The organism is Mycobacteroides abscessus ATCC 19977, assembly GCF_000069185.1.
GTDB lineage: Bacteria > Actinomycetota > Actinomycetes > Mycobacteriales > Mycobacteriaceae > Mycobacterium > Mycobacterium abscessus.
Genome location: NC_010397.1, coordinates 2,173,625 through 2,199,414, shown reverse-complemented (window position 1 = coordinate 2,199,414; position 25,790 = coordinate 2,173,625). Strand labels below are relative to the sequence as shown.

The window sequence follows — 25,790 nt, the reverse complement described above, 5'->3', positions numbered from 1 at the left end:
GTTATGCAGCGAAAGGTCGAGTAGATCGCTGCATTTCGTCGATCTCGATGTGACAGCCCCGGCTCCGCAGGGCTGCGGTCGTCCGCGCGATCCATGCTCCGGGCGATTCTTCGGCGATTACGCGGATGACGGTCCAGCCACGCTCCTCGAGCATGCGCAGTCGTGCCAGGTCTTTGACGTACTGGCGGCGATCCCTGCGGTGGTGGTCGCCGTCGTACTCGACAGCGACCAGATATTGCGGCCAGCCGATATCCAGGAAGGCGATGGGCGTGTATCCGTCGAACACGGGCACCTGGGTCTGTGCCCGCGGCAGCCCCGCGTCGCGCAGCTGTAGCCGAATCAGGCTCTCGCGCGGTGATTGCGCGCCGGCATCGATCAACGGGAGCAGTTCTCGCAGCTGCCGCACACCGCGCACCTTCGGATAACGCTGCGACAATCCCGCGACCTCATCGAGCGCGAAAACCTGGTTCCGCATCAGCGCATCCAGACACCCCATGGCCCGGGTCCGTGGCTGATAACGGCCCAGGTCGAACGCGGTGCGTACCCGGTGTGTCACTGGTAGACCCGAAATGCGGGTGATCTCATCGGCACCAATGCGCTCGTTTCGGGCGATGAGTCCCTCCTGTTGCCGGCATTTCACGCCGACCAACTCGATCGGCACGTCGTGATCGACCCAGCTCGCGCCGTGCAGATTCGACGCCGCCAATCCCGCGACCACTCCCCGGCGCCCCGAGGCCAGCCATGCCGCCACGGTCCTGTCCCGCAGGGTCGGTTCGGCAGATTTCGGAAGGTACACACCACGAAAGATGGGCCGATAAAAGCGCTGAAGCTCATGGCGAGTGAGCTGACCTGCCGAGACCGCCTCGCTACCGACAAAAACCGCTGCCATGCACGCATGCTGCCCTACACGACCGACATTCCTCGAGATCGACGTTTCGCAGCGAAAGTACGGGTAGATGCCTGCAAAAGGCAGGTCTGGGCGAGCGATGGCCGCGGGGACTACATGCTGGCGATGAGGCGTTCCACCCGCTCGTCGACCGACCGGAATGGGTCCTTGCACAGCACTGTGCGCTGCGCCTGGTCATTGAGCTTGAGGTGTACCCAGTCGACCGTGAAGTCGCGGCCGGCCTCTTGAGCGGCGGTGATGAAGTCACCACGCAGCTTGGCGCGAGTGGTCTGCGGCGGTTGGTCGACGGCGGCCTTGATCTCCTCGTCGGTGGTGACGCGGGCGGCCAGGCCTTTGCGCTGCAGCAGATCGAAGACGCCGCGGCCCCGCTTGATGTCGTGATAGGCCAGGTCCAGCTGGGCGATCTTCGGATCGGACAGTTCCATGTTGTAGCGGTCCTGGTAGCGCTGGAAAAGCTTGCGCTTGATCACCCAGTCGATCTCGGTATCGACCTTCGAGAAATCTTGGCTTTCAACGGCATCAAGGGTGCGGCCCCAGAGCTCGACGACCTGCTCGACCTGCTCGTTGGGTTCGCGGGTGTTCAGATGCTCGACGGCACGCGCGTGGTACTCGCGCTGGATGTCCAGGGCACTGGCCTGACGGCCCCCGGCCAGCCTGACCGGCCGGCGGCCCGTGAGATCGTGGCTGACCTCGCGGATGGCCCTGATCGGGTTGTCCAGCGAGAAGTCACGGAACGCGACGCCGGACTCGATCATCTCCAGCACCAGCGCCGCCGTGCCCACCTTGAGCATGGTGGTGGTCTCCGCCATGTTGGAGTCGCCGACGATGACGTGCAGGCGCCGGTACTTCTCGGCATCGGCGTGCGGTTCGTCGCGGGTGTTGATGATGGGACGGCTACGGGTGGTGGCCGACGACACACCTTCCCAAATATGTTCGGCACGTTGCGATAAGCAGTACGTCGCCGCCTTGGGCGTTTGCAGCACCTTGCCCGCGCCGCAGATCAGCTGGCGGGTGACCAGGAATGGCAGCAGTACGTCCGAGATCCTGGAGAACTCGCCCGCCCGCACGATGAGGTAATTCTCGTGGCAGCCGTACGAGTTGCCTGCGGAGTCGGTGTTGTTCTTGAACAGATAGATGTCGCCACCAATGCCCTCGTCGGAGAGACGCTGCTCGGCATCGACGAGCAGATCTTCCAGAACACGCTCGCCGGCACGGTCATGGGTGACCAGTTGCACCAGACTGTCGCATTCGGCGGTGGCGTATTCCGGGTGGCTGCCCACGTCGAGGTAGAGCCGGGCGCCGTTGCGCAGAAAGACGTTGGAGCTGCGACCCCAGGACACCACGCGGCGGAACAGGTACCGAGCGACCTCGTCGGGGCTCAGCCGCCGGTGGCCGTGAAAAGTGCACGTAACGCCGAACTCGGTCTCGATCCCCATAATTCGACGTTGCACGCCATCGAGCCTACTGGTTGAGGCCACCGACAGCGGGGAGGCTGGCGTTTCTCGGGCGCTTCTGTCTGGGTATCTCAGCAGCATCACCGGCGATCCGATACGGTTCGGGACGGGTTGGGCCCCGGTTTCCGCATGCCGTATTGGCACACAACGACAGGTTTCGACGATGCATATAGCGCTGTTCACCGATCTTCACCCCGAGAGCCTGGGCGGGGCACAGATCTCGGTGGCCCGGCAACGTCACGGCCTGGAACGGCTGGGACACAAGGTGACGGTGTTCACCGCACCGCTGGCGCACACCGTCGATCCGGATCCGAACGTGGTCGAGGTCAAGCCGGTGCCGTTCGTCGCCGAGGCCATGCGCAAGCTGGGCAAGCACGACGACTTCACCTTCGTATGGCCGGGCGCGGCCAACAAGGAGCTGATCGACCGGGAGCTGCGCGCCCGCGGCCCCATCGACATCATCCACAGCCAGGGTGACCTGGGCGTCTGCATCGCCGGTGTGGAGGCCGCACGCCGCAATGGCATCCCCGTGGTGCAGACCAAGCACACCCGCTACGACGTGTACTTCGAGAAGGCCAGCCCCAATCCCCTGCTGCTGGCCTGGATTTTCAGCCAGATGCAGGAACGCCACCTGCCCAAGGACTTCCACCTGACGACGGTGCCGGAATCCGCCGCATCACGCCGGGCATGGCAGCTGATGATGGCGCAAGCGCAGGCGGTGGATCACGAGATCACCCCGACGACCCATTTCGCGCAGGCACTCACCGACCGCGGCCTGCGGCGCCCCGTGTCGGTGGTCTCCAACGGCGTCGACGACGAGCTGGTGGACATCGCCCGTGAGGCCGCGGACGACAAGCCCTCCGATGACGAGCCCCTGCGACTGATCTGGTGCGGGCGGCTGTCTCCCGAAAAACGCGTGCTGGAGGCGGTGAAAGCGGCCACGCAGGTCCACAACTGCGTCATGGACATCTACGGCGACGGGCATCTGGAAGGGGCGATCAAGAAGTACGTCGACTCACACGGCGCCTCCAACCGCATCCGGCTGCGCGGCCGCGTCAGTCAGGACAGCTGCCTGGCGGCGATGGGCGCCAGCAGCGCCCTGCTGTTTACCTCGTACGGCTTCGACACCCAGGGACTGGTTCTGCTGGAGGCGATCTCGATGTCGACCCCGGTGATCTTCTGCGACGAGATCCTTGGCGAGTCGGTGCCCCAGGGCGGCGGCCTGGTGACCGAGAACGAATCCGTCGAGGCCATCGCGAAGGCCATCCGCGCACTGGCCGATGACCGTGGCAAGCTGCGGCAGATGACCGAGGTTGTCGCCGCACACCACGACGAGCCGCGGCAGTCGCTCCAGACCGAGAAGATCGTCGCGATCTACAACGACGTGTTGAAGAAGGCCAACGCTTGACCCGGTGAGGCCGCATAGGCTGATCGGGTGGATTTCTCCGACTACTCCCAACATGACGCCACCGGCCTGGCCGAGCTGGTCGCCACCAAACAGGTCACCCCAGCCGAGCTGCTGGCCGCGGCCCGCGCTCGCGCTGCCGACGTCAACAACAAGATCGGTGCGATAGTCCGAACTCTCCCCGAAGCCGACCAGCAAGTGCAGGGCGACCTGACCGGGCCGTTCGCCGGGGTGCCGTTTCTCATCAAGGACCTCGGCCAGGACTACAAGGGCCATCCCACATCGGGAGGATGCCGGGCGTTGTCCACACTCCCCGCGCCGGAGCACTCCACCATCGTGCGACGCTGGCTCGATGCCGGCCTGGTCATCTTCGGCAAGACCAACACCCCGGAGTTCGGGTCCAAGGGCATCACCGAGCCGGAATTGTTTGGGGCGAGCCGTAACCCGTGGGACCTAGGGCGCACACCCGGCGGCTCCTCGGGCGGCTCGGCCGCCGCGGTCGCCGCCGGAATCGTGCCGGTGGCGGGAGCCAGCGATGGCGGCGGATCGATCCGGATCCCCGCCGGATGTTGCGGCCTGGTTGGGCTCAAGCCCGGCCGCGGTATCACCCCGATGGGTCCCACAGCCGGCGAGCCGATGCATGGCGCGGCGGTCAACGGCACCGTCTCCCGAACCGTCCGCGATACCGCGTCCATGCTCGATATCATCGCCGGGCCCGAGCCCACCTCGCCGTATTTGTCTGCGATGCCCCAGGATTCGTACGCATCGCAAGTAGGACGTGATCCTGGCAGGCTCCGTATCGGGGTGCGCGTGCCAACCGTGATCACTCCGAACCCCGATCCCGCCGCGGTGGCCGCGGTCGAGACCGCCATCCGTCTGCTGACCCATCTGGGGCACGAGGTAGAGGAGGTGAGCGCACCCTATGACGATGGTCAGCTCGCCCGCGACTTCTTGTTGACGTGGTTCGTGCATGCCGCCTACGAGGTGGACTACACCAAGCGGCTGACCGGAGCGGGAGACGAGGGGTTTGAGCGCGACACGCTCCTCATCGCGGCATTAGGACGCACCACCAGCGGACCCGAATATGTTGCGGCCGTGGAACGCCGACACGACTACGTACGGGAGCTGGCGACCTTCTTCGGCGACTACGATCTGCTGCTCACGCCGACACTCGCGAAGGCGCCGCCGCGGATCGGCGAGTTCAATCTCCCCGCGCCACTCGCCGCCGTGTCTGATCTGTTGCTGCGCACCAAGACCGCCCGCGTCCTCAAATACGCGAACATTGTCGACAGCATGATCAACGACAACCTCGGCTGGGTCCCCTACACCCAGTTGGCGAATCTGACAGGGCGCCCAGCGATCTCATTGCCGCTCTATCAGACACCGAAGGGGCTGCCCCTCGGTGTGCAGTTTGTCGCACCGCTCGGCGGCGAATCACTCCTGATTCGGCTGGCTGCCCAGCTCGAGGCAACCGAACCGTGGGCACACCGGCGCCCAACCCTATAGCGCGGTAATGTGGACGCCGGGCGTGCAGGAGCGCCCGGTGTCCGCCCGAAGAGGCTGTGTGCCGATCCCACGATCACCGACTTACGGTATGGGACAACACCATTGGAATGGGCCGAACATGCCTATCAGCTGACTGCGGCGGAGCTGCTGCGTAACCGTGCGGAGAACTAGTCCGCCGCGTACACCGCGTCCCGCATCTCGACGGTCAATGGACCCGTCATACCCTCGTAGGCGGTGTTCGTCAGTAGCAGCACCGACAATCCGCGCGCGGCATCCACAAACCAGCTGTGCCCATAGACTCCGCCCCAGCCGATTGTTCCCGCACTCTGGGGACTGTCGGCAGCTGCCGGGTCCGCCAATACCGCACCGCCGTAGCCGAATCCCCATCCTGGCCCTCTGGTTTGGGCCTGCGGGCCCACGTGGTCGGTCCGCATGGACGTGCGTAGCTCCTCCGCCAGGAAGCCGTCGCCGGCACGGATCGCTTCCAACAGGAGCAGGACATCATCGGCGGTGCCGTACATCCCGGCACCGCCGGAGGGATATGCGTCGCCGCGCGTCACCCGCGCCGGGCCGAAACGCACTGCGACACCGATCCCTTGCGGTAGCGGCACATTGACGTTGTCGGCGATCCGAAACGGTTCGGGTTCGCCATTGGCATAGGGCACCGCAAAGCGGGTCAGGTCACGGGCCACAAACCCCGACTCGTGCATGCCCAGTGGGGAGGTGACCAGTTTCTCCACCGCCAGATCCAGCGGCAGACCGGTAGCGTTCTCCACCACCGCGCCCAGCACGTCGAGTGCCAACGAATACCGCCAGGCACTGCCCGGCGCGAATTGTAGGGGCGCCAAGGCGAGGCGCCTCAGATTCTCCCGCAGATCGAAGTCGACCACATCGATGCCGTCCGATATGCCCAGAGCATGGAATGGCGAGTCGGGTTCCTCCAGCAACCCATAGCTCAAACCCGCTGTGTGAGTAAGTAAGTGATGAATGGTTAGCGCCGGGGTGCTGCCGTCGGGAAGCCTCGGCGTGAAGTCGGGAAGCCAGCGCGTCACGGGATCATCGAGCCGGATGAGCTCATCGCCGACAAGCCGCAGCACCGCCACAGTCACGATCGGCTTGGTCACCGAGGCAAGCCGGAACAGCGTGTCCTCGCGCATCGGCAGGGATCCTTCGCGGTCCGCGAGGCCATGGGCGCGACGGTATTGGACCTGGCCATCACGTGCGACGACGGCCACAGCGCCCACGACCCGGCGTTCCCGCAGTGCGGCGCCAAAGACCTCGTCAAGACGTTCTGCGAGTGTGGAATCGCTACCCATGGAGAAACTCTAGGCGGCCGCGGCCTTCACGGCCCGGCCGACCTCGGTGCGCAATTGGGCATACTCCGGCGAGCGGCGTAGATCATCGGGATCGATACCGGTCCTGGGCAGATCCACCGGGATATCCAATGCCACCTGACCCGGCCGACGGGTCAGCACCACAATGCGCGAGCCAAGGAAGGCAGCCTCGTCTGCGCTGTGCGTGACGAACACCGTAGTGCGACCCGACTCGGCGCTGACCTGACGAACGTCCTCCTGCAGACGCTCGCGGGTAAGCGCGTCGAGCGCCGCGAACGGCTCGTCCAGTAGGAACAGCGGCGTCTCGGCAGCGAGCGCCCGAGCGATGGCCACCCGCTGCTGCTGACCACCACTGATCTCCCAGATGCGTCGCCCGGCAGTGCCTTCCAGGCCAACTCGGGCCAGCAACTGGTCTCGGCGCTGCGCCCATCGCTCGCGCGGAACCTTCGCGTACTTCAAGGCCAGCTCGATATTTCCTCCCACAGTGCGCCAGGGAAACAGCCGCGGCTGTTGGAACACGACGCCGGAGGTGATGCCCGGCGTGGGCACGCCACCTGCCACCCGTACCGCCCCTTCGCTCGGTGATTCAAACCCGGCCAGCAGGCGCAACAGCGTGCTTTTGCCGCAGCCGGAGGCCCCCACCAAGACCAGGAATGTGCCCGGCTCGACAGTCAGATCCACCGGACCCAGCGCCGTGGTCTTACCCGCACCACTGCCATAACTGTGGGTGACCCCACTGATCCGGATGGACCCGGTATCACGTTCTTGGACAGCGGTTTCCGCTTCATCGACCAATGGCATCGGGCAGGCCCTTCGTATAGACGGCATTCTCGAACGTGGCAAGTGGCGCTGCGGCCGGTATCTGTTTCTGGTCGGCGAGAAACTGGGAGGCACTTTGCAGATCCACTGCGATATGTCCCGGCTTGCCCTGCTCACCAAGCCATTTCGCCGAGCCGACCTCAGCCGGAGTCAAATAGATCCCCTGCTTGAGTTGATCGGCGACCTCCTGCGGAGTAAGACCGTTCTCGGCGGCGATCGCCTTGGCCGCCGCGCTCGGATCATCGTGAATGAGCCTGAGAGCCCGCGCCTGCTGCCGGCGCCACGCGTCGACGATCTCGGGATGCGCGTCGGCGAACGCGTTGGCCACTACGGCAAGATCCAGGGTGGGTCTGCCGTCGGCCGCCAGCTGGCGGCTGGTGATCAGATCTCTGCCGTTCTTACGCACCTGGTCGACCGTCGGCAGCCAGGTATAGACGGCATCGACGTCGCCACGATCGAAGGCAGCCAGTGCGGCCTGCGGTTGCAGATCCACAAGCCGAACATCACTGGCCGACAAGCCGTTCTGGGCCAGCGCGGACAGCAGGCTGTAATGTGCCGTGGAGGCGAACGGGGTCCCCACGCGTTTGCCCTTGAGGCCCGCGATCGTGCTGACGCCGCTGCGATTGCTGGCCACCAACGCCTCGTTGTCACCGGCCACATCAAGCACGAAGGCGACTCGGTACGGGATGTTCAGGGGTGCCGAGAGCCCCCGCGCGAAGGGACTCGAGCCCAGCGCCCCGAAATCCAGTTCCCGGGCGATGAAGGCCGTGTTGATGTCGGCGCCCGAGTCGAATCGCGTCCACTTGATATTGTAATCGGGCAATGCCGTTTCCAGCCAACGGTTTTGCTTGACCACAAGATCACCGCTGGGGAAGTTCTGGTATCCGATCCGAATGGTCGGCTTACCGTTCTGCAGGCCCGAATGGTCGATGGCGCACCCCGACAGCATCGTCATCGCCACAGCGAGTGCGGCGGCGAGATAGTTCAGTCTCATATCTTTCCCCGCCACGGCACCGCCCGGCGTTCAACCGCGCGCAGTGCGGCATCGATCACCAGTCCCGAGATGCCGATCGAGAAGATTCCGACCAGCACCACTGGGGTGTTGTTGTAGTTGCTGGCGTCCTTCACCAGGCCGCCGACACCAGGTATGCCGTTGAAGAGTTCCGCGGCGACCACCGACGAGTAGGCCATGCCCACCGCGAGCCGCACACCGGTGAATGTCTCCGGCAGCGCTGCGGGAATCACCACGTCGCGGGTGACCTGCCAGCGCGACGCACCCAGCGCACGGGCGGCCTCCACCAATCCCACCGGGGCCGCCACCACGGCGGCCGTGGTGGCGACGGCTGCGGGCGGCAGGGCCGCCAGTGCGAGCAGCGTGATCTTGGGGGCCTCGTCGATACCGAGCCAGATCACCAGCAGAAAGAAGTAAGCCAGCGGTGGCAAGGTGCGCAGAAAGGTGAGCCAGGGTTCCAGGACACTGCGCACCCACCCGACCGACCCCATCAGCAGGCCGAGCAGCACCCCGGCGGTGATACCGATGAGGACACCGAACAGCAAGCGCCGCAACGTCATATACAAGTGCTCGATCAACAGATAGCCGCCGTATCCGTGCACGCCGTCGTGGTCGGTGGACACTTCGACGAATGCGTGCCAGACACTGCTGGGGTACGGCACAAAGGTCTGGTTCCAGATTCCGCTGGCCGCCGCCAGCTGCCAGACTCCGATGAACACGACCACCGAGAGCAGCGGAAGAGCGGCGCGGGTGAGCCGAACGCGCCATTGCGAAGGGCGTGGGACGGCGCGCGTCCCACGCGATTCCTCGGGGACGATGTCGACAAATACAGACACTATGCGAAGGACTTTCTGTGACTAGGCGCTAGGGAACGGCGTCAGACAACAGCAGCAATCAGCAGATAGCGTCGAAGGCACCCGGTATTGATACCGGCGCAAACCCGCACCCTCAAGGGTCCGACTCAGCGCGAACGAAACCCGCGCCGCGGCGTTGGGCCGAATTCTTCGTCGCTGTCGCTCTCCCACAGGCCGATGACCGGGGCCCACCCCTTGGGCAGGTCCCCGAGCAGCTCGCGCGTATTGTCCGCGTTCACCAGGTATGGCGGACTGTAGTGCTCGTTCTCGTCACCCCGCCGCTGGCCTGCATGCGCTGGATACGTACCCATCATCGGCATCATCGCGCCCCAGGACCGGTTCGCCGCAGCACCACCGATACCACCGGGACCTGCCACATGTGCTCCGGTGCCGAACCCCGGAATCCGGTCGGGAGACAAGGCTCCCCGCAGGCCGGGCACCGCAGATTCGATTCCGGCACTGCGGGTGGGATTCTCGCGCCCAAGGGGATCACGCATCCAGTTCTGACTCGCGTAGACATCGTCTTCGCCGAGTTCGTCGCCCCTGGATCCTGGCGCCGATCCGATCCCAAAGCCTTTACCTGAGAAAGGATTACCCGCCATCACCGGAACCATGACCGGTATTTGGGGTGGCGTGCCGACGTTGTTCGGGGACGTCCCCTGCGGCGGATTCCCCTCGCTCTCACCGAGACCCCAGCGCGCCAGAAATTCTTCGGCTCGCTCGGCCTGTTCGTCTGGTATGCGCCGGCCCGCCACCGCGACGTCCGCGTCCGGCCCGGAGCCGAAACGCAGGCTTTCCCGGGGGCCGATCAGCTCGGCGACGGCATGAGCAGCCCGTATCGCCGGAGCGCTGTACACGGTCTCTACCTGGTTCACGGCCTGCTCCCACAGGGCCAACTGCTCGGCAAACGGAGTGCCCCAGCGCGGGATTTCACCCAACTTGTAGGCCGGCACCGGGACAGGCGGGGGTGCGATCTTCTGCTGTAGCTCGCTCGTCGCCTGGGCCAGCACATCGAGGCCGGAAGATAGCGTGAACGCCGTATCGAGAGCGGTACGCGAATTTTCAACGTATTCGCGCATGGTGCTCAGCGCCGCCCGTGCCCCGGGGCCGCTCCAACCGTCCCCGATCGTCGCCGTCACATCCTCAAGAAAGCCTGCCAACAGTGCATCCAACGCCCGCAGGGTGACTTTCCATTCGTCGGCGATACGCCGGATGTCATCCGGCGCCATGCGCGCCTGCATGTCCATGATCGACTCATGGCTCCACTTATCGCTGTGCCATTCGTCGGGTCGTACGGTCTGCGTCACCGCGCCACCTCGTCGCGAGAGTTGCCGGCAGAACCCGCGTCAACCTGCGCATAGGCGTCCCCGATGCGCCGGAAGGTCTCGGCGAACTCGGTCAGCACCGAGCGATGCTGTTCGAGGATCGCGGTCAGCGATCCCGTCGGCGCTCGGACCGCATCGTGAACGACTCGCCACCAGCCCCGTCCCTCCTCGCAATCGCCGAAAATCGCGTGGTTGGCCGGTGCGAAGGTGTCCAGGCGCGCAATGACAGCGGCGAACGCGCTCCGCAGCAGTTCGCAGCGCACGGCCAGCTCCTCGCACGCGCCGTCGGCAAGCCGCAGCGTCGCGAGATCGATGTATGTTTCCTGTTCGTCGCCGAACATGGCGGCTCCTACCTGGGCTAAACGGGTTCGATAGCAGGTAGGACCGCCGGTATACCCCGGCGGTTCCGTCATTTTTCAGGCTGTGGATAAGTGCCCGGTGACTAGCGCGTTGGTGTCGGCGTGTGAAAGAGCTAGTTGTCCTTGGCGTCCTTGGAATCGCCGGATTCCGGTGCGGGGTCGCCCCCGCCCTCGGTCTGTCCCGGCGAGAAATCCTCGGGCAACAGCGCTTCCAGCGCGGCGCCCTTGATCCGCCGGAAGGCCCGGCGCGGACGACTCTGCTCCAGTACCGCGACCTCGAGTCCGCCCAGCGCCCTGCCCTCGGAGCCGTTGGCGCCGGCTGTCCCCGCCTGCAGTGCCTTCACCGCGAAACCCACCGCATCCTTGAGCGCGGAGTCCTCGACGTAGCTCTCCTTGAGCGAGTTGATCACGGGCTCGGTGTTTCCGCCCATCACCACCCAGTGCGGCTCGTCGGCGATCGACCCGTCATAGGTGATCCGGTACAGCACCGGCTCGGTGTCGCGACCATAGTGGGCCACCTCGCCGACGCACAGCTCGACCTCGTAGGGCTTGGCCTGCTCGTTGAAAATGGTGCCCAATGCCTCGGCATAGATGTTGGCCAGTTGCCGCCCGCTCACATCGCGGCGGTCGTACGCGTAGCCACGCATATCGGCCCACTGAATACCACCGCGGCGCAGCCGGTCGAACTCATTGAACTTTCCGACCGCGGCGAAGCCCACCCGGTCATAGACCTCACTGACTTTCTGCAGCGAGTTCGATGGGTTCTCGGCGACGAACAACACCCCGTCGGTATAGGTCAGTGCCACTACCGAACGGCCCCGGCTGATGCCCTTGCGCGCCAATTCCGAACGGTCGCGCATGAGCTGCTCGACCGAGGCGTAGTACGGAAAGGTCATGAGTCACCACCCGATTCACGCAAGTCAGCTTCTTCCCGTGCCGCCTCGGTCCGCTTCGCGATGACTTCGCGCGCGATCCTCTCGATATCGGCCTCGGGGACGCGAACCGCTCCCCCGGAGTCGATCCGAATGGCCGTGGGGAACACCCGGCGCACCAGATCCGGCCCGCCCGTTGCCGAATCATCGTCGGCGGCATCGTAAAGCGCCTCTACCGCGACCGCGAGCGCGGTCAGCGCATCGCCGCCGGGCCTGTACAGCTTCTTGATGGACGACTTCGCAAAGACCGAGCCCGAACCCACCGCCTGATAGCCGTCGCTCTCCACATGCCAACCACCGGCGACGTCGAAAGACACGATGCGGCCAGCGGTTTCCCCGTTGGGATCGTCGAGGTCGTAGCCCACCAACAGCGGCACTGCCACCAAGCCTTGCATGGCCGCCGCGAGATTGCCGCGCACCAGTGCCGAGAGCCGGTTGGCCTTGCCGTTGAAGGTCAGCTGCACCCCTTCCAGCTTCTCGTAGTGCTCCAATTCCACGGCGTAGAGCCGTGCGAATTCGACCGCGATAGCGGCGGTTCCCGCGATACCGGTCGCCGAGTAGTTGTCGGTGATCTGCACCTTGTCGATGTCGCGGTTGGCGATGTAGTTGCCCTGGGTAGCGCGCCGATCGCCCGCGATCAGCACCCCACCGCGGTAGGTGAGCGCGACAATGGTGGTGCCATGGGGCAAGTTCCCGATCACGTCAGCAGACGCCTTCCCCAGCGCCGGAAGCAACTCTGGGGCCTGGGCCCTCAGATACTCCGAGAACGAGGAAAGGTGCGAATTGCGGAAGTGCTGTCCGGCGGGCTGGCTGGCGATCGCGTCGTCGCGCCAGATCACTGGCCACCCTTTTGGACGTACGCCCGCACGAAGTCCTCGGCGTTCTCTTCCAGCACATCGTCGATCTCATCGAGCAGATCGTCAGTGTCCTCCGCCAGCTTTTCTCGGCGCTCCTGCCCTGCGGGTCCTCCCAGGTCGGTGACGTCGTCATCGTCTCCGCCACCACCGCGCTTGGTCTGTTCCTGCGCCATCGCTGCCTCCTGACTCATAGGTCGGTTCTGTTCAGCCTACCGGGCAACGCCGACGAGGTGACGTTTCACAAGTGTGCGTCGCCCAACTGGTTACGTGGTGAGCTGATCGACCAGTTCAGCGGCTGAATCGACAGAATCCAGCAGCGCGCCGACGTGACTCTTGCTTCCGCGCAGCGGCTCCAGCGTTGGAATCCTGACAAGCGAATCCCCGCCCAGGTCGAAAATCACCGAGTCCCAGCTCGCGGCGGCGATATCGGCGCCGAATTTGCGCAGACACTCGCCACGGAAGTAGGCCCGGGTGTCCGAGGGAGGCCGGGTCACCGCGTCCAGCACCTGCTGCTCGGTGACCATCCGCTGCATGGAGCCGCGGGCGACAAGCCTGTTGTAGAGCCCCTTATCCAGCCGGACGTCGGAGTACTGCAGGTCTACCAGGTGCAGACGCGGCGCCGACCAGCTCAGGTTCTCGCGCTGCCGGAACCCCTCCAGCAGCCGCAGCTTCGCGGGCCAGTCCAGCAGGTCCGCACATTCCATCGGGTCGCGCTCGAGCAGATCAAGCACCTTGGCCCACACCTGGAGCACCTGGTCGGCCTGGGGATCCGGGTCACGCGAGGACACCAGCTCGGCCACCCGGTCCAGGTAAATGCGTTGCAGTGCAAGCCCGGTCAGCTCCCGACCGTCGGCAAGCGCGACGGTGGCCCGCAGGGAGGGGTCGCGACTGATCACGTGCACCGCATGGACCGGGCGGGCCAATGCCAGATCCGACAGGTCCACACCGGACTCGATCAGGTCGAGCACCAGTGAGGTGGTGCCCACCTTCAGGAATGTCGAGGTCTCGGCAAGGTTGGCGTCACCGATGATGACGTGCAGGCGCCGGTACTTGTCGGCGTCGGCGTGCGGCTCGTCGCGGGTATTGATGATGCCGCGCTTGAGTGTTGTCTCCAGACCCACCTCGACCTCGATGTAGTCGGCACGCTGGGAAAGCTGGAAGCCCGCATCGTCACCGGAAGGCCCAATGCCCACGCGGCCAGACCCGGTGACGACCTGGCGCGAGACGAAGAACGGGGTCAGCCCGGCAATAATCGCCGAGAACGGTGTCTGACGATCCATCAAATAGTTCTCATGAGTGCCGTAAGAGGCACCCTTGCCGTCGATGTTGTTCTTGTACAGCTGTAGCCGTGCCGCGCCCGGCACACTGGCCACGTGGCGCGCCGCCGCCTCCATGACGCGCTCTCCGGCCTTGTCCCAGATGACGGCGTCCAATGGATTGGTGCACTCGGGTGCCGAGTACTCCGGGTGCGCGTGATCGACGTACAGGCGGGCCCCGTTGGTCAAGATCATGTTGGCCGCCCCCACCTCGTCGGCATCGACGATCGGCGCCGGGCCGGTGGTACGCCCCAGGTCGAATCCGCGAGCGTCGCGCAGCGGCGACTCCACCTCATAGTCCCAGCGGGTGCGCTTGGCACGCTGAATCCCCGTTGCCGCGGCGTACGCCAGCACCGCCTGCGTCGACGTGAGGATCGGATTGGCGGCGGGGTCCGTGGGCGACGAAATGCCGTACTCAACCTCGGTACCGATGATCCGTTGCATGGTGTTCAGCCTAGAGAGGCGACGCTGAACACCACGCCGGGGACCGTTCAGAGTCCTGCGCGTGCCCCGAAAACGACATTAGCGTCGCGTCCATGAGCCATTCCGAGAAGATTCATGTCGATCTCAGCGGCGCGCCGCAGACCATGCTGGCGACCTTCTACGCCAAGGCACTCGACGCCGGCCTGCCCGAACCCATCCTCGGCGACCAGTTGGCCCGCGACATCGCGCAACGCATCGACTACGACTGGTCCAAAACCACGATCACCGCCGGCAGATCCCCCGCCGTCACCACACGCTCGGCGCATTTCGACGAATGGTGCCGCGCCTTTTTGTCCAGACACGCCGAGGCTGTTGTGCTGCATCTGGGTTGCGGTCTCGACGGCCGATACTTCCGCCTGAATCCCGGTCCCGGGATCGAGTGGTACGACATCGACTATCCCGATGTGGCCAGGCTACGCAGCCAGCTTTATCCGACGCGTGATCACTACCACGTCGTGTCGGCGTCGGTGACCGATCCGGCGTGGCTCGCGAACATCGCCGATAGCCGCCCGGTGCTGGCGATCGGCGAAGGGCTCACGATGTACCTGAAGGAAGATGACGGCATCGCACTCTTTCGCCGGATCGTCGACCACTTTCCTTACGGGGAATTGCAATTCGACGCCTTCAACAAGTTCGGCATCAAGACACAGTGGTCCAACGCGGTGGTCCGGCGCTCAGGTGCGACGCTGTATTGGGGCATAGACCGCCCCGAGGACCTCATTCGCGCCATACCGAAATTGCAATTGCTGGAATGGGAGTCGCCGTTCGACTCGGAAACCTTCCAACGAACCAAGGCAGGCTACCGGCTGCTGGCCAGGGCGATGTCGCTGTCACCAACCCTTCGGTACATGGCGCAATACCACCGCTACGCATTTTGAGGAGGGAGGGTTGACCGCGACGGTCCTTGCCGTTTCGGGGTCGGCAATCGGGGGGACGGATCGCCGCGGCCAACCTGTCTATGACGCAGGTCTGCTCATCCGGGACACTGCGCTTTCACCAATCTCGTCCACCTCCAACAGCCGCCGCGCGACTATCGCCATCTCGCGCGGATCGCCAACGGTGAGCCGCACACCGCCATCGGAATATTCTTTGGCCACCACATCGCCGGTTCCCAGGATCGACATCCAACGTTCACCGTCACCGCGTGCCGGTAGGTACACGAAGTTGGCATGAGACTCGGGGATGTGCGCACCCATCTGAGCCAGTCGAGCGCGGAGCCGATCACGTTCGTAGACAATCGAATCAACACGTACTCGCAGTTCACCTTCCGCCGCATACGATGCGGCAACCGCTACCGCGGCCGCGCGATTCATACCGAACGGGAGTTGGTATCGACGAATGACACCGCAGACCGCGGGCGCGGCCAGCCCATACCCGATGCGCAGTCCGGCCAACCCATACGCCTTTGAGAAGGTGCGCAACACAACCAGGTTCGGGTGCAACCGCAGCAGTCCGGGAATATCGAGATGCTCGTCGGGATCCACGAATTCGATATACGCCTCGTCCAGAACCACCACGCTGGTGGGCGGCGCCTGACGGACAAACTCATAGACCTGGTCGGCCGGTATCAGTGTTCCCGTCGGATTATGCGGCCGGCACAGTACCAATGCTGCGTCATCGGCGTCATAAGCGGCTCCCAGCAGTTCGTCGAGGTCGGTCATACCGTTGTCCGCCAACGGAATCGGAACCTGAATGAGCCCGGCGATATCGGCCAGTATCGGGTAGCCGTCGAACGTCGGGTGCGCGAAGACGAGCGAGTCACCCGGCTTGCACAACGCCTGCAGCACCTGCAGTGCAACCCCAGTGGCACCTACGCCCACCACCACTTCCTCCGGCGTCATCCCCACGCGATCCGCGATCAGCCGCGGCAACACCACCGGCAAGAATTCGGGATAGCGGTTCACCTCGGCGAGGTCGTGCCTGAGCGCGTCACGCACCGACGGCAGTGGACGATAGGGGTTCTCGTTCAACGCCAACCGCAGCGGGCTCACTGTCACTGGCCCCTCCCTCCCCATCGCACCGCCGCCGCGGCCGCGTAGTCGCCGGCATGGGCGAATCCGGCCAGCATCACGGCGTCACCCGGGCGCACCTGCCGTTCGGCGATCGCCTTATCGAGTGTATGTGGAATACCCACCCCGAAGAGATTCCCGCACTCGTCAAAAGTATCGGGATGCTTCTCCTTGGGCAGTTGCAAGGCATCACGCCAGTTGCGCAGGAATATCCGGTTGGGCTGATTGGTCACCAGTGCGTCGAGATCTGTTGACGCAATCCCGATTCGGTCGCAGACGGCCAGCGCCACCTCCGGCACCATTCGGTTGCCACGAGCCAAGACCTTGCTGATCTTGTGTTCTGTGAAGGCCACTCGGCCCTGTCCGCTCCCGGCTTCCCAGTACTTGCGGTGTGGTGTCACCGCATAGGTCATGTCTCCGGCGAACTCCCCGAAGTTCCTAGTCTCGATGCCCAGGACCGGTGATCCTCCGTCACGGGTGATCAGCGTCGCCGTGGCGCCGTCTCCGGGTATCGAGGCCTGAGCGGTGGAGCGCACCTGTTCCTGCACGAAGATCTGGCCCGCCGCATTTTGTATGTTCACAATCAGCGCCGAACGCGCGCTCGATGAAACCATCATCTGTTGGACCAGCTTGAGCATCAAGACGAACGACACGCAACCACCGTTGTGCACATCCAGAATCCACTCGGGGCGAATCTGCAATCGGTTCGCCACCTCCCCACCACAGCCCACAAACGGCAGATCCGGCAGTTGGGTGTGCGTCAGCAGAATATCCACCTCGTCGAGCACCGTGGCGCCGTGCCTTTCCCGAAGACCGGCCACCGCGCGCTCGGCCATATCAACCGCCGACTCGTCGTTCGCTACATGATGCCGATAGGCCGGGCTGCGGAACATGACGTTCTCAGCCAGGTCATCGTCCTTTGCATACTGTGCGAAATATTCTGCGCTGACCCGATTCTCTGGGAGATAACTGGAAATATCGAAGATGCTGACGCTCATTTCATCCACTCCGGAACAATCGGCAGCCCGTGGCTATGGCGGTACTCGGCGATCGCCTTGAGATTGAGCAGCTCCAGCATGTGCCCGGCGCCAAACATGTCCCAGAAGTCGCCTACCCACGGCTTACGTTGCGGTGGAGCGGTTTCCGGATACGGATTTTCGTCATAGAAGGGGTGATGACAATTCGTCCACAGGACGACCGATCCCGGCTTATTGAGTACGACCTGCGCATCGACCACCCGCATCAGGTAGATCATCCACAGGTGATCACCCTGGTCCCAGGCACAGTGGTAATCGACGGTTCCGGCCTCGGCGTTCGACTCGGTACGGGTGTAGATCAGCGTGTCGGAACCCAGGCGATCGTGGGCAACCCACAGCCCCGGCTCGGCGGTCTCCGCGAAGCCGCGCAAGCTGTAGGTCCACTCCTCCAGGCACCGAGTGTCCGACAGATAGCGGTGCAAGTCATCGGGCGGGCAATCTACATACTCTTGGACGGTGCAGTACGGGCCGAACACCTGATCGTGCGGGTATACCGACCGCATCATGTCCATGATGATCGGTGTCGCCTTTTCGCGTGGCGAGGTCTCGATGCGGTGCACTCCGGGCAGCGCGTCTTCGGTGCCGGCTTCGGCAGCGATATCACTAAGCGCGGGCAAGGCTTTGAGGCCAGGATTGGCCGTTTTTGCAATCGTGTCGGTCATGCGTTCTCTCCTTAGCGATTTCGGGTGACAAGAATGGAGCAAACGGGGGTATCTCGTCGGTGGAACAGATGACCTCGACCACGGACGGGCCGTGGTGCGTCATCACCTGCTGCATGGCGGCCTCCAAATCGGCCACCGTATCGGCCGAATGACACATCAGGCCGGGGAACATCGCGCCCAGTCCGGAGGCAATGTGTGAAGGCGCGAACCGATTGAAGCTGTAGCTCCCCCCGTAGTAGAGCTGTTCGCGAGTGACGCACATGGCATGCGCGTTGTTATTGACGATGACGAATGTCACCGGCAGTCGGTGTTCGATGGCCGTATGAATCTCCATGCCGTGCATGAAGAACGCGCCATCACCTGCAATTACAACGGTACGGCCCGGCCGCGCGAACGCACAGCCAATACCTGCACCGAAGGCATATCCCATGCCACCCATGCCGAGCGCGACGACGTAACGACCGTGCTGTCGCGCTCCCAGGTAATGCACGGCGGCGGCACCGGTGTTGCCCGCGTCCACGAAGATATCGGCCCCGGCAGGAATAGCCCGGTCCAGCACGTGCATGACATCGTGGTATCGCACACCGTCACCATCGTGCGCCGGAGGCTCGAGATGAGCTGGTGCGTAGAGTGTTTCACTATCGGAAGTCTCCGGTCGCGCCGGGAGAGCCGCCGCGAGGCCCGCCAACGTCGATACCAAATCGTGCGTCTGCAAATGTCGCGAGGCGACATGTGGCGCCGCGGAGCCGATGGACAGCACCGGGATTTTCGAGAAGTCAACTGCCCCTCGCGTCATCACAGGCATGGTGGTGCCGACGCAGACGCATGTAACACCATGACGCATGACCTGCTCCACGGCGGGGTGGCCCATAACACCAATGACGCCGAGCAGTCGTGGATTCTCGCTTTTCACAGTATCTTTGGCGTCAGGCGAGACAGCCACAAGGGCATCAAGGCGATCGACAAGGTCTGCCAGCTCCTCGCGGGCGTCCTGCCGGGCCACCTCGGGGCCGGCTACCACCAGGATTCTGCCGGGTGTCTTGATCAGATGCCCGGCGAAGTCGGCTAGTTGTACCGGTACCGTCCCCAAACGCGGAAGCGGCTCCCGCAGCTGCGGTTCCACCGCCAGCCGTGCCTGCTGAACATCTTTGGGGATCAACAGAACCGCAGGTAGGCCATCACGAATGGCGGCCAGAGCGCCGGAAAGCGCCTCCGCGATTTCTCCGGAATGCTCCACCCTGGCGCAATAGCCGGAGACGGGCCGAAATACTGCCCGCAGATCCATGCTGCCGGCACGCCCGCTGCCGTCCTGGAACGCGCCATTGCCCTCCAACGACCGAGGCGGCTGGCCTACGATCGCCAGCACGGGAACCGCACTCGCATATGATTCCGCCAGCGCTGGAACAAGATTGACTGCCCCACCACCGGATGTGGTGGCCACCACGCTCATCCGCGACGTGACACGCGCATATCCGTCAGCCATCGTCCCAGCCGAGAACTCGTGTTTGGCAACTACGGCTTGCATGCCCGGCGCGTAGTGCACGGCGTCGTAAAGATCCTCGATGTTGGCGCCGTCTACGCCAAAGACGAAGTCGACGGCGTGACGACGCAGCTCCGAGACAAGCCAGTCAACCACTCGCACGTTCCCGCTCCGGGGCGGAAGGTCGCCGACCGCACGACTCCGGGCGCACATCGGGGTGGTCATGACTAGTACACGACTGTCACACGTGACGGGTTCAACAATCTCGCAGAAAACGTGATCGAGTTATCTCAATCATGTGATGGCACAACATGAATCGAGTTTCAGGTTAATGAAGATGTGCACGTCAAAGCCTCACGTGCGCGACAGGGAAGACGTCAGCGATGCAATTCGAGGAACACGAGCGGCGACGCGTCGCCGTGATTGTCGATCACCTGGATGCTCTCGATCTGGTCCTGCGCCATCGGAACAGTCGTCGACGTCATCAGCGTCGAGCCGGGTTTGGCGGTCCACGAACTGGCGATGATGCTCTGGCCAGTGCGCGTGCCGATCCGCAGCGCGTACGGTGCCGCCGCCGAGTCATCGGCATCGTCGCCGTACACCGGATAGCTGCACCACATTTCAATGCGGGTGCCGGTGCCGTCCCGCACCAGTGCGACCTGCGCGCTCAACGGTGAGGGTGTGACCTGGCGCATCGGCTGCCAATGCTCTCCTGCGGGCAGTGAGCCCGCCGCCACATTCATCGGTGCGGGCCGGTGGTACCACGGAGGCGGCACCAACGAAACAGTCAGTGCAACGGCCGCGGCCACCGCGACAGCGCCCACATAGGCCAGTCGGCGCACGGCGCTCTGTCGCCGCCAACGGGCCTGCAGCTTTGGCCACAGCGCTTGCACCGGGCAGCTGGTGGCCGGCTTGGCGAGTACCGGTGGGTCCTCGAGCTCCATCTTCTCGGCATAGCCTCGATCAACCTTCGAGAGCAGACCGGGCATGGCGGTCACCTCAGACAGTGCGCGTTGGCAGCTGACGCAATCGACCAGATGCTGCTCGTATTCACGCCGTTCGGTCGACGACAACGCGCCGAGTACATACGCGGCGTCCCAGTCGGCATAGACATGTTCGATAGTCATCGCGTGACCCCCATTTCCTGCAGCGACAACCGAAGTGCGCGCACACCATAGTGAAGGCGTGATTTGACGGTGCCCTCCGGCACCCCCAGCTCAGCGGATATGTCGGCGACCGAGCTCCCGCGGTAGTAGGCGCGCAGGATGACGGCGCGATGGTCGGTGGACAAGGTGCGCAGCGCCTCGGCGACCAGCCATGCGTCCAACGTGGCGTCCACCTGATCCGGGGAGGCGAACTCGGGCGTCTCGGCGGTCGCTATCTCGCTGCGGAAGCGCGAGCTGCGCGCGTTGTCGCGGACCAGATTGTGGGCCACCGTGAACAACCAGGCCCGCGCTGATCCTTCGGTCTGATTCACCAGCGTCGGATGGCGCCAGGCGCGCAGCAGCACCTCCTGCACGATGTCTTCCGCGAGCGCCGAGTCGTGGGTCAGATGCATGACATAACGGTGCAACGGGCCGGCGTACTCGTCGTAAAAGGCCCTCATCAGCGACGATGAGCCGCTTGCGCGAAGAGTGTCGGGTTGGGATGAGCCGCTTGCGCGAAGAGTGTCGGGTTGGGATGAGCCGCTTGCACGCGCATCATCGCGCCCCGATGAGCCGTCAACGCTCACCCGGTCAGGCCTAGCCTGCCCATCCGCCATGGAACACCTCCGACGGTTACACGATCCAACCGCCCGATTGGTTCAAGATACGCGCGTTTTCGTCCGATGGCACGGCGGCCCTGGTGCAAGATGGCCTGACGTGTTACAGGTACTGCCCCAGGCTCGACTCGGTATCGATGGCACGGCTGGCACTTGAGGATTTGCCGGTGACCAGCGTGCGGATGTAGACGATCCGCTCGCCCTTCTTGCCCGAAATCCGTGCCCAGTCATCCGGATTCGTGGTGTTGGGCAGGTCCTCGTTCTCGGCGAACTCGTCCACGATCGAGTCGAGCAGATGCTGGATCCGTAGGCCCTTCTGCCCTGTCTCCAGCACCGACTTGATGGCGTTCTTCTTCGCACGGTCCACGACGTTCTGGATCATGGCGCCGGAGTTGAAGTCCTTGAAGTACATGACTTCCTTGTCACCGTTGGCGTAAGTGACCTCCAGGAACCGGTTGTCGTCGATTTCGGCGTACATCCGGTCCACGACCTTTTCGATCATCGCCTTGACGGTCAGACCGCGGTCGCCCCCGAACTCGGCGAGATCCTCCGAATGCACGGGCAGGTCGACAGTCAGGTACTTCGAGAAGATGTCCTGCGCCGATTCGGCGTCGGGCCGCTCGATCTTGATCTTCACATCCAGACGGCCGGGCCGCAGGATCGCCGGGTCGATCATGTCTTCACGGTTGGAGGCGCCGATCACGATGACGTTCTCCAGGCCCTCAACCCCGTCGATCTCCGACAACAGCTGCGGCACCACGGTGGTCTCCACATCGGAGCTGACGCCCGTACCGCGGGTACGGAAGATCGAGTCCATCTCGTCGAAGAACACGATGACCGGCGTTCCGTCGGAAGCCTTTTCCCGCGCCCGCTGGAAGATCAACCTGATATGCCGCTCGGTCTCACCGACGAACTTGTTGAGCAGCTCGGGACCCTTGATGTTCAGGAAGTAGGACTTCGCCTCGCGTGAGTCATCGCCGCGTAGCTCGGCCATCTTCTTGGCCAGCGAGTTGGCAACCGCCTTGGCGATGAGTGTCTTTCCGCATCCGGGAGGACCGTAGAGCAGCACACCCTTGGGCGGGCGCAGCGAGTATTCCTGGTACAGGTCCTTGTGCAGGAACGGCAGCTCCACGGCGTCACGAATCTGCTCGATCTGCCGCGCCAAACCGCCGATATCGCTGTAGCTGACGTCCGGCACCTCTTCGAGCACGAGGTCCTCGACCTCGGCCTTGGGGATACGTTCGAAGGCGTACCCCGCTTTGGTGTCGACCAGCAACGAATCACCCGGCCGCAGTTTGCGCGGCTTGAGGTCTGCGCCGTCGGCGTCCTCGGACACCTCGGAGAGGTCCGGTGCGATCAGCGGATCGGCCAGCCACACGATGCGCTCTTCGTCCGCGTGCCCCACCACGAGCGCGCGGTGGCCGTCATCGAGCACCTCGCGCAGGGTGCTGATTTCCCCCACCGATTCGAAGTTTCCGGCCTCCACCACGGTGAGCGCCTCGTTGAGACGCACGGTCTGGCCACGGCGCAGCTCGCTGGTCTCGATGTTGGGAGAGCAGGTCACCCGCATCTTGCGTCCCGAAGTGAACACATCGACTGTCTCATCGGTCTGCACGGCCAGCAGCACCCCGTAACCGCTCGGCGGCTGCCCCAGCCGATCGACCTCCTCCCGTAGCGCCAGAAGCTGCTGACGGGCCTCCTTGAGGGTGTCCATCAACTTGGCGTTCCGCGCGTTGAGGGAGTCGATACGTGCCTCGAGCTGGTTCAGGTCGCGCAGACGACCGGAATCTCCGGGCCCGCGAGCAGCACTGCCTTCCAGCTGTTCGCGAAGCGCCGCAACCTCTCGGCGTAGCCGCTCCACTTCGGCGGCATCCGGTGTGCCGAACGCCTCTGAACGCTCCGACTCACTCATGATGTCCTCCTTTCCCACACCGAGAGTTGGTGCGGTGGATGCTTCAACGCTACCGGCGATTGGCTACGCGTGCGGGGTCTACCCGTTCATGGGGACGTCTACGCTGTTAGCGTTCGTCACATTCAGGCCGATCGAAAGGACAACCGTGAGCTCACGAACCGGTATGACGGGGGTCGCCATGCTGGGTTTACTCGCGGCCGTGGCGGTTGGCTCGGCAGTGCCGACGGGCGAGCCGACAGCCAGCTCTGCTAGCCCAACAGCAACGACCGTGACGTCCTTCACCATCGCCCCCGCGTCATGGGATGTGCCCCTGGATGTGCCCGCCGAGCCCGCCGACGGGACACCCACGCCCGACGAGCTGAGCGGTTTGCTGTATTCGCTCGCCGATCCGGGCGTGTCGGCGCTCGCCAAGGGCGGTCTGGTGGAGGGCGGCATCGGTGCCGGGGAAGCCATCTATGCCGATCGCGCCTTCAAGAACGCCAACCGTGACGGGTTCCTGCCGCTGGCCTTCACCGTGTCCAACGTCAAGTCCACCGGGCCAGGCCTCGCCGCGGCCGCGGTCACCATTACCGGCCCCAAAACCCAGGCCTACACCACCAACATCAACTTCGTGGATCAGGACGGCTGGAAGATCAGCAAGGCCTCGGCCATTTCGCTGATTCAGGCAGCATCCGGTAAGTCTGGAAGGTAGACGTGGATGAGGAGGATTGGACGATCTCCAAAACCTCACTCGCCGATATCGTCACCGCACTTGGCCGAATGACTTAGCCGATACGCCGAATGGGAGTCACCTGGATCATGGTCCACCACCGCCTCGTCGCCCGTCTTGTCGTGCTCGCCGCCGGGGCAGCCGTTTTCGCCCTGAGCGCCTGCAGCAGCTCGAGCGACAAGGCCAGCCCGACCAGCTCGTCCGCGCCACAGTCCACGGCATCCTCCGCGGCTGCCGCGGCGGCCCCGGACCATCCGCTGCCGGATCCGGCAGCGCTGACCGACGTCCTCAACCGGCTGGCCGATCCGAACCTGCCGGGTGCGGAGAAGGTCACCGCCGTTCAGGGTGCAACGCCCGAGCAACTCGACAAGTTCACCAAGGCGATCGGCGATGCCGGATTCTCTCCGCTGTCGTTCACGGTGAAGGATCCGAAGTGGTCGACCGAGACACCGGGCGATGTCGAAGCGGTCGTCACCATCAACAGCCCGAGCCCCAAGATGGGCGGCTTCGCGGTACCGATGTCGTTCTCACCGGAGGGTGAAGGCTGGAAGCTCTCGAAGCGAACGTCGGATCTGCTCCTGAAGACCGGAACATCGCTGGCGGGCACAGGGACCCCGAAGGAGGCGCCGCCCGCCGACGCCCCTAGCCCGCAGGCACCGGCACCTACCCCGTAGCTAATCCGCTAGCTCGGCAGGCGCTTGCGCCGCAGCGGTGTCGGGGTGATCGTGCCCGGGGCCAGACGGCGCGCGCTGACCAGAAACGCGGTGTGTCCACGCATGCTGTGTTCCGGGCGGACCGCCAGTCCCACCACGTTCCAGCCGCGCTGCATCGTTTCCCAAGACCGGGGCTCGGTCCAACATTGCTGCTCACGCAGCGCCTCGACCACACGCGACAGCTGCGTGACGGTGGCGACATAGACGATCAGGACGCCGCCGGGCACCAGCGTTTCGGCCACTGCGGGCAAAGTTTCCCAGGGCGCCAGCATGTCGAGGACCACGCGATCGACGCTGCCGGCGTCCGCCGGTCGCTCGGCGAGATCGCCGATCACCAGGTCCCAGTTGTCCGGCCGCTCCCCGAAGAACGTTGTGACGTTACGCACAGCGTGTTCGGCGTGATCCTCACGAATCTCGTAGGAGATCACTGCTCCCTGCGGCCCCACTGCTCGCAACAGCGAACAGGTGAGCGCCCCGGATCCGGCGCCGGCCTCCAGCACCCGGGCGCCAGGGAAGATGTCACCGTCGTGCACGATCTGCGCGGCGTCTTTCGGGTAGATCACCTGAGCACCGCGCGGCATCGACAGCACATAGTCGAGCAGCAGCGGACGCAGCACCAAAAACTGGTCGCCGTTGGTGGATTTCACCACGCTGCCCTCGGGTATACCGATCACCTCGTCGTGCACGATGGCCCCACGATGTGTGTGGAACTCCTTGCCGGGCTCGAGCACCATCGTGTAGTGACGCCCCTTGGCGTCGGTCAGTTGCACGCGATCGCCGACGATGAACGGTCCGGTTCGAGACATGCGCTCACCTTGCCAGGTGCGCACCGCCCGACGCGAATGGGGCAGGTTTCCCGGGTTGAGCAGGGCTGAAGAAGACGCCAACCCAATGTGTTTCGGCACACACGATTAGCTCCCAGGGCCCGCGGCCCGTACTGTTG

The 25,790-nt window shown here is 64.3% G+C and carries 25 protein-coding genes; 5 read left to right on the top strand and 20 right to left on the bottom strand.

Annotated features, from left to right (window positions below):
• Position 1: 1 nt before the first annotated feature.
• Together MAB_RS11140 and pafA are read right to left on the bottom strand one after the other, a co-directional pair.
• Entirely contained in the window at positions 2 to 889 is an 888-nt protein-coding gene (locus MAB_RS11140) for a hypothetical protein (protein ID WP_005110712.1), read from the bottom strand.
• Between the two features lie 110 nt (positions 890 to 999).
• Positions 1,000 to 2,358 carry a Pup--protein ligase gene (gene pafA / locus MAB_RS11135; RefSeq protein WP_005061320.1) on the bottom strand — a complete coding sequence of 453 codons (1,359 nt, stop codon included), beginning with the start codon at positions 2,356 to 2,358 and terminating at the stop codon, positions 1,000 to 1,002.
• A gap of 166 nt (positions 2,359 to 2,524) precedes the next feature.
• Here pafA and MAB_RS11130 point away from each other — a divergent pair, with 166 nt between their 5' ends.
• Positions 2,525 to 3,769 carry a glycosyltransferase gene (locus MAB_RS11130; protein ID WP_005075081.1) on the top strand — a complete coding sequence of 415 codons (1,245 nt, stop codon included), beginning with the start codon at positions 2,525 to 2,527 and terminating at the stop codon, positions 3,767 to 3,769.
• A 27-nt stretch (positions 3,770 to 3,796) separates the two neighbouring features.
• On the top strand, positions 3,797 to 5,272 hold the full coding sequence (locus MAB_RS11125) for an amidase (protein ID WP_005092361.1): 1,476 nt from the start codon (positions 3,797 to 3,799) through the stop codon (positions 5,270 to 5,272).
• A 167-nt stretch (positions 5,273 to 5,439) separates the two neighbouring features.
• Here the strand turns inward: MAB_RS11125 and MAB_RS11120 are convergent, their stop codons facing one another.
• The 10 genes from MAB_RS11120 to dop all read right to left on the bottom strand — a co-directional run bounded on the left by MAB_RS11120 (position 5,440) and on the right by dop (position 14,524).
• Positions 5,440 to 6,588 carry a serine hydrolase domain-containing protein gene (locus MAB_RS11120; protein ID WP_005086511.1) on the bottom strand — a complete coding sequence of 383 codons (1,149 nt, stop codon included), beginning with the start codon at positions 6,586 to 6,588 and terminating at the stop codon, positions 5,440 to 5,442.
• Positions 6,589 to 6,597: 9 nt separating this feature from the next.
• Positions 6,598 to 7,407, bottom strand: a complete 810-nt coding sequence (locus MAB_RS11115; protein ID WP_005080101.1) for an ABC transporter ATP-binding protein — start codon at positions 7,405 to 7,407, stop codon at positions 6,598 to 6,600.
• A complete protein-coding gene (locus tag MAB_RS11110; protein ID WP_005110709.1) occupies positions 7,391 to 8,419 on the bottom strand; it encodes a taurine ABC transporter substrate-binding protein in 1,029 nt (342 codons plus the stop codon). The genes MAB_RS11115 and MAB_RS11110 overlap by 17 nt, the downstream gene beginning before the upstream one ends.
• Positions 8,416 to 9,273, bottom strand: a complete 858-nt coding sequence (locus MAB_RS11105) for an ABC transporter permease (protein WP_005086514.1) — start codon at positions 9,271 to 9,273, stop codon at positions 8,416 to 8,418. The genes MAB_RS11110 and MAB_RS11105 overlap by 4 nt, the downstream gene beginning before the upstream one ends.
• A gap of 125 nt (positions 9,274 to 9,398) precedes the next feature.
• Entirely contained in the window at positions 9,399 to 10,598 is a 1,200-nt protein-coding gene (locus MAB_RS11100) for a hypothetical protein (protein ID WP_005110706.1), read from the bottom strand.
• On the bottom strand, positions 10,595 to 10,957 hold the full coding sequence (locus MAB_RS11095; RefSeq protein WP_005075071.1) for a hypothetical protein: 363 nt from the start codon (positions 10,955 to 10,957) through the stop codon (positions 10,595 to 10,597). Before MAB_RS11095 ends, MAB_RS11100 begins: the two co-directional genes overlap by 4 nt.
• A gap of 131 nt (positions 10,958 to 11,088) precedes the next feature.
• Positions 11,089 to 11,871: a proteasome subunit alpha gene (gene prcA / locus MAB_RS11090; protein WP_005075070.1), complete on the bottom strand. Its 783-nt coding sequence runs from the start codon at positions 11,869 to 11,871 to the stop codon at positions 11,089 to 11,091.
• Positions 11,868 to 12,746 carry a proteasome subunit beta gene (gene prcB / locus MAB_RS11085; protein ID WP_005080106.1) on the bottom strand — a complete coding sequence of 293 codons (879 nt, stop codon included), beginning with the start codon at positions 12,744 to 12,746 and terminating at the stop codon, positions 11,868 to 11,870. Before prcB ends, prcA begins: the two co-directional genes overlap by 4 nt.
• On the bottom strand, positions 12,743 to 12,937 hold the full coding sequence (locus MAB_RS11080) for a ubiquitin-like protein Pup (protein ID WP_005061283.1): 195 nt from the start codon (positions 12,935 to 12,937) through the stop codon (positions 12,743 to 12,745). The genes prcB and MAB_RS11080 overlap by 4 nt, the downstream gene beginning before the upstream one ends.
• Positions 12,938 to 13,027: 90 nt before the next feature.
• Positions 13,028 to 14,524 (bottom strand): depupylase/deamidase Dop, encoded by a 1,497-nt coding sequence (dop, locus tag MAB_RS11075; protein WP_005080108.1) that lies wholly within the window; start codon positions 14,522 to 14,524, stop codon positions 13,028 to 13,030.
• Between the two features lie 92 nt (positions 14,525 to 14,616).
• Between dop and MAB_RS11070 the strand changes: the two genes are divergently transcribed.
• Positions 14,617 to 15,441 (top strand): class I SAM-dependent methyltransferase, encoded by an 825-nt coding sequence (locus MAB_RS11070; protein ID WP_005080109.1) that lies wholly within the window; start codon positions 14,617 to 14,619, stop codon positions 15,439 to 15,441.
• A gap of 78 nt (positions 15,442 to 15,519) precedes the next feature.
• Here the strand turns inward: MAB_RS11070 and MAB_RS11065 are convergent, their stop codons facing one another.
• The 7 genes from MAB_RS11065 to arc all read right to left on the bottom strand — a co-directional run bounded on the left by MAB_RS11065 (position 15,520) and on the right by arc (position 23,425).
• The gene (locus MAB_RS11065; RefSeq protein ID WP_005110702.1) at positions 15,520 to 16,578 is read right to left on the bottom strand and encodes an aminotransferase class I/II-fold pyridoxal phosphate-dependent enzyme; all 1,059 of its coding nucleotides are present in this window, start codon (positions 16,576 to 16,578) and stop codon (positions 15,520 to 15,522) included.
• Positions 16,557 to 17,570 carry a 3-oxoacyl-ACP synthase III family protein gene (locus MAB_RS11060; RefSeq protein ID WP_005110699.1) on the bottom strand — a complete coding sequence of 338 codons (1,014 nt, stop codon included), beginning with the start codon at positions 17,568 to 17,570 and terminating at the stop codon, positions 16,557 to 16,559. Before MAB_RS11060 ends, MAB_RS11065 begins: the two co-directional genes overlap by 22 nt.
• Positions 17,567 to 18,226 carry a hypothetical protein gene (locus tag MAB_RS11055; RefSeq protein ID WP_005110697.1) on the bottom strand — a complete coding sequence of 220 codons (660 nt, stop codon included), beginning with the start codon at positions 18,224 to 18,226 and terminating at the stop codon, positions 17,567 to 17,569. Before MAB_RS11055 ends, MAB_RS11060 begins: the two co-directional genes overlap by 4 nt.
• Complete coding sequence (locus MAB_RS11050) at positions 18,213 to 19,913, bottom strand: thiamine pyrophosphate-binding protein (protein WP_005098174.1); 1,701 nt, start codon at positions 19,911 to 19,913, stop codon at positions 18,213 to 18,215. The genes MAB_RS11055 and MAB_RS11050 overlap by 14 nt, the downstream gene beginning before the upstream one ends.
• Before the next feature lie 215 nt (positions 19,914 to 20,128).
• On the bottom strand, positions 20,129 to 20,878 hold the full coding sequence (locus MAB_RS11045; RefSeq protein ID WP_005110694.1) for an anti-sigma factor family protein: 750 nt from the start codon (positions 20,876 to 20,878) through the stop codon (positions 20,129 to 20,131).
• Positions 20,875 to 21,357 carry a sigma-70 family RNA polymerase sigma factor gene (locus tag MAB_RS11040; RefSeq protein WP_005061267.1) on the bottom strand — a complete coding sequence of 161 codons (483 nt, stop codon included), beginning with the start codon at positions 21,355 to 21,357 and terminating at the stop codon, positions 20,875 to 20,877. The genes MAB_RS11045 and MAB_RS11040 overlap by 4 nt, the downstream gene beginning before the upstream one ends.
• Positions 21,358 to 21,616: 259 nt before the next feature.
• On the bottom strand, positions 21,617 to 23,425 hold the full coding sequence (arc, locus tag MAB_RS11035) for a proteasome ATPase (protein WP_005086527.1): 1,809 nt from the start codon (positions 23,423 to 23,425) through the stop codon (positions 21,617 to 21,619).
• 163 nt (positions 23,426 to 23,588) lie between these two features.
• Here arc and MAB_RS11030 point away from each other — a divergent pair, with 163 nt between their 5' ends.
• Complete coding sequence (locus tag MAB_RS11030) at positions 23,589 to 24,116, top strand: MTB12 family secreted protein (RefSeq protein WP_012296517.1); 528 nt, start codon at positions 23,589 to 23,591, stop codon at positions 24,114 to 24,116.
• Positions 24,117 to 24,223: 107 nt separating this feature from the next.
• Positions 24,224 to 24,808 carry a lipoprotein LppK gene (gene lppK / locus MAB_RS11025; protein ID WP_005118513.1) on the top strand — a complete coding sequence of 195 codons (585 nt, stop codon included), beginning with the start codon at positions 24,224 to 24,226 and terminating at the stop codon, positions 24,806 to 24,808.
• A gap of 8 nt (positions 24,809 to 24,816) precedes the next feature.
• Here the strand turns inward: lppK and MAB_RS11020 are convergent, their stop codons facing one another.
• Positions 24,817 to 25,653: a tRNA (adenine-N1)-methyltransferase gene (locus MAB_RS11020; RefSeq protein WP_005080122.1), complete on the bottom strand. Its 837-nt coding sequence runs from the start codon at positions 25,651 to 25,653 to the stop codon at positions 24,817 to 24,819.
• Positions 25,654 to 25,790 lie beyond the last annotated feature (137 nt).

What these genes read in the sequence shown, in the direction of transcription:
- MAB_RS11045 (WP_005110694.1), bottom strand. Translation starts at nt 20,878, where the DNA reads ATGACTATCGAACATGTCTATGCCGACTGGGACGCCGCGTATGTACTC.
- MAB_RS11030 (WP_012296517.1), top strand. Translation starts at nt 23,589, where the DNA reads ATGACGGGGGTCGCCATGCTGGGTTTACTCGCGGCCGTGGCGGTTGGC.
- MAB_RS11040 (WP_005061267.1), bottom strand. Translation starts at nt 21,357, where the DNA reads ATGAGGGCCTTTTACGACGAGTACGCCGGCCCGTTGCACCGTTATGTC.
- MAB_RS11115 (WP_005080101.1), bottom strand. Translation starts at nt 7,407, where the DNA reads ATGCCATTGGTCGATGAAGCGGAAACCGCTGTCCAAGAACGTGATACC.
- MAB_RS11095 (WP_005075071.1), bottom strand. Translation starts at nt 10,957, where the DNA reads ATGTTCGGCGACGAACAGGAAACATACATCGATCTCGCGACGCTGCGG.
- MAB_RS11130 (WP_005075081.1), top strand. Translation starts at nt 2,525, where the DNA reads ATGCATATAGCGCTGTTCACCGATCTTCACCCCGAGAGCCTGGGCGGG.
- arc (WP_005086527.1), bottom strand. Translation starts at nt 23,425, where the DNA reads ATGAGTGAGTCGGAGCGTTCAGAGGCGTTCGGCACACCGGATGCCGCC.
- MAB_RS11060 (WP_005110699.1), bottom strand. Translation starts at nt 17,570, where the DNA reads ATGAGCGTCAGCATCTTCGATATTTCCAGTTATCTCCCAGAGAATCGG.
- MAB_RS11020 (WP_005080122.1), bottom strand. Translation starts at nt 25,653, where the DNA reads ATGTCTCGAACCGGACCGTTCATCGTCGGCGATCGCGTGCAACTGACC.
- MAB_RS11070 (WP_005080109.1), top strand. Translation starts at nt 14,617, where the DNA reads ATGAGCCATTCCGAGAAGATTCATGTCGATCTCAGCGGCGCGCCGCAG.
- prcA (WP_005075070.1), bottom strand. Translation starts at nt 11,871, where the DNA reads ATGACCTTTCCGTACTACGCCTCGGTCGAGCAGCTCATGCGCGACCGT.
- MAB_RS11080 (WP_005061283.1), bottom strand. Translation starts at nt 12,937, where the DNA reads ATGGCGCAGGAACAGACCAAGCGCGGTGGTGGCGGAGACGATGACGAC.
- MAB_RS11065 (WP_005110702.1), bottom strand. Translation starts at nt 16,578, where the DNA reads ATGGGGAGGGAGGGGCCAGTGACAGTGAGCCCGCTGCGGTTGGCGTTG.
- lppK (WP_005118513.1), top strand. Translation starts at nt 24,224, where the DNA reads ATGGTCCACCACCGCCTCGTCGCCCGTCTTGTCGTGCTCGCCGCCGGG.
- MAB_RS11120 (WP_005086511.1), bottom strand. Translation starts at nt 6,588, where the DNA reads ATGGGTAGCGATTCCACACTCGCAGAACGTCTTGACGAGGTCTTTGGC.
- MAB_RS11140 (WP_005110712.1), bottom strand. Translation starts at nt 889, where the DNA reads ATGGCAGCGGTTTTTGTCGGTAGCGAGGCGGTCTCGGCAGGTCAGCTC.
- MAB_RS11110 (WP_005110709.1), bottom strand. Translation starts at nt 8,419, where the DNA reads ATGAGACTGAACTATCTCGCCGCCGCACTCGCTGTGGCGATGACGATG.
- dop (WP_005080108.1), bottom strand. Translation starts at nt 14,524, where the DNA reads ATGCAACGGATCATCGGTACCGAGGTTGAGTACGGCATTTCGTCGCCC.